Origin of the sequence: Streptomyces sp. NPDC056948, from assembly GCF_042674225.1 — a bacterium.
Lineage (GTDB): Bacteria > Actinomycetota > Actinomycetes > Streptomycetales > Streptomycetaceae > Streptomyces > Streptomyces purpurascens.
This window is the reverse complement of record NZ_JBHUQX010000784.1, coordinates 1-1,725: the sequence shown is the minus strand read 5'-3', so window position 1 is coordinate 1,725 and position 1,725 is coordinate 1. Positions and strand designations below refer to the sequence as shown.

General features: G+C 68.2%; 2 protein-coding genes. Both read right to left on the bottom strand.

Annotation, left to right across the window (positions count from 1 at the left end):
- Window positions 1–29 precede the first annotated feature (29 nt).
- Entirely contained in the window at window positions 30–854 is an 825-nt protein-coding gene (locus ACFTZL_RS44695; protein ID WP_382596318.1) for a carbohydrate ABC transporter permease, read from the bottom strand.
- A partial coding sequence (locus tag ACFTZL_RS44690; protein ID WP_382596315.1) for a carbohydrate ABC transporter permease occupies window positions 851–1,725 on the bottom strand: 875 nt, incomplete at its 5' end. The genes ACFTZL_RS44690 and ACFTZL_RS44695, both read right to left, overlap by 4 nt.

Genomic DNA, 1,725 nt, shown 5'->3' with positions numbered 1-1,725 from the left:
GGGTGGGACGCCGTCGGTCGCTTCCGTACTCACTCCTTCACTGCGCCGCCGGTCAGCCCTCGGACGAAGAGGCGCTGAAGGAGCACGAAGCCCAGCACGACGGGGATGGCCGCCATGACGGACCCGGCCATCAACAGGTCCCAGCGAGGCGCGAACTGGTTCTGGAAGCGGGCCAGTCCGACCGGAAGGGTCCGCATCAGCTCGTTGTTGGTGACCAGGCTGGGCCAGGCGAACTCTCCCCACGTCCACATGAACTTGAGCACCGCGACCGTCCCCAGCGCAGCCCATGAACTCGGCAGCAACACGCTCCAGAGTGTGCGCAACCGGCCGGCGCCGTCCATCGCCGCGGCCTCGTCCAGCTGCATCGGCAGGGTGACGAAGTGCTGGCGGAGCAGGAAGATGCCGGCCGGGCTCGCGAGGAACGGGATGATGAGCGCCCAGTAGGTGTCGATCCAGCCGAGGTCGCGCATCATCAGGTAGAGCGGCACCAGGATCACCTGGGTCGGGATCATCAGCGTGGCGAGGATCAGGGTGAGGACGACCTGTCTGCCGCGGAACTTGATCCGGCTCAGCCCGTAGGCGGCGAGCGTGTCGAAGACGAGGTTGCCCGCGACGACCGCCGCCGCGACGAGGAACGAGTTGCCGAACCACTCCCAGAACGGGAACCTCGTGATGACCTCGCGGTACGCGTCGAAGCTCACCGAGGCCGGGACGAGCCGCGCGCTGGTGCCGAGGAGTTCCTCCATGGGCTGGAGTGACGTCAGCACCATCCACAGGACGGGCAGTCCCGCGAAGACGCTGATGAGGCAGAGCCACAGGGCTCTGGGGAGCCCGTCGGCCGGACGACGTGTCATGACTCCTCCCGGGAGGTCAGGCGCAGCCGGATCACCGTGATGAGCAGCAGGATCACGAACAGCACCACCGAGGCCGCCGAGGCGACACCCACGTCGGTGAGCAGCTTGGTGTAGATGAACGTGACGACGGTCAGCGTCGAGGTGCCCGGCCCGCCCTCCGTCATCACCCACACCTGGTCGAAGACCTTGAAGGAGTTGAAGACGAGGAGCAGGAAGACCGCCGCCGCGGCGGGGCGGAGCATGGGCAGGGTGATCGAGCGGAACTGCCGCCAGGGCCCCGCGCGGTCGATGGTGGCCGCTTCGTACAGCTCGGCGGGGATGCGCTGGAGCCCGCCGAGGAGGATCAGCGCGTAGATGCCGAAGTCCTTCCAGACGCTGACCAGCGCCACGGCCGGCAGAGCGAGGTCGTTGTCGAACAGCCAGCGCGCGCCGTCCACGCCGGCAAGGCCGATGAGGGTGTTGATCAGTCCGTGGTCCGGTTCGTAGAGCCACTTCCAGATCAGGCCCGCCACCACCATGGGGATGACGGCCGGCAGGACCGTGATGGTGCGCACGATCCGGGCGGAGGCGAGTTCACGGTTGGCGGCCATCGCGGTGGCCAGGGCCAGGACGTACGTGCCCACCAGGGTGAGGAGGGTGAACACCAGCGTGTTGAGCAGGCTCTCGCGGAAGGTGCCCGGCCCGAGGATCGTGGCGTAGTTCTCGGCGCCGACGAACTGCTTCGGGCCGAGCATGTTCCACCGGTCGGTGCTCAGCAGCATCGACTGGACCATGGGATAGAACGTGAAGCCGAGGATGACCAGCAGGGCGGGGGCCACGGACAGCCAGCCGGCCAGCACCCCGGTGGGCCTGCGCCGGCGGCGCCCGGGGC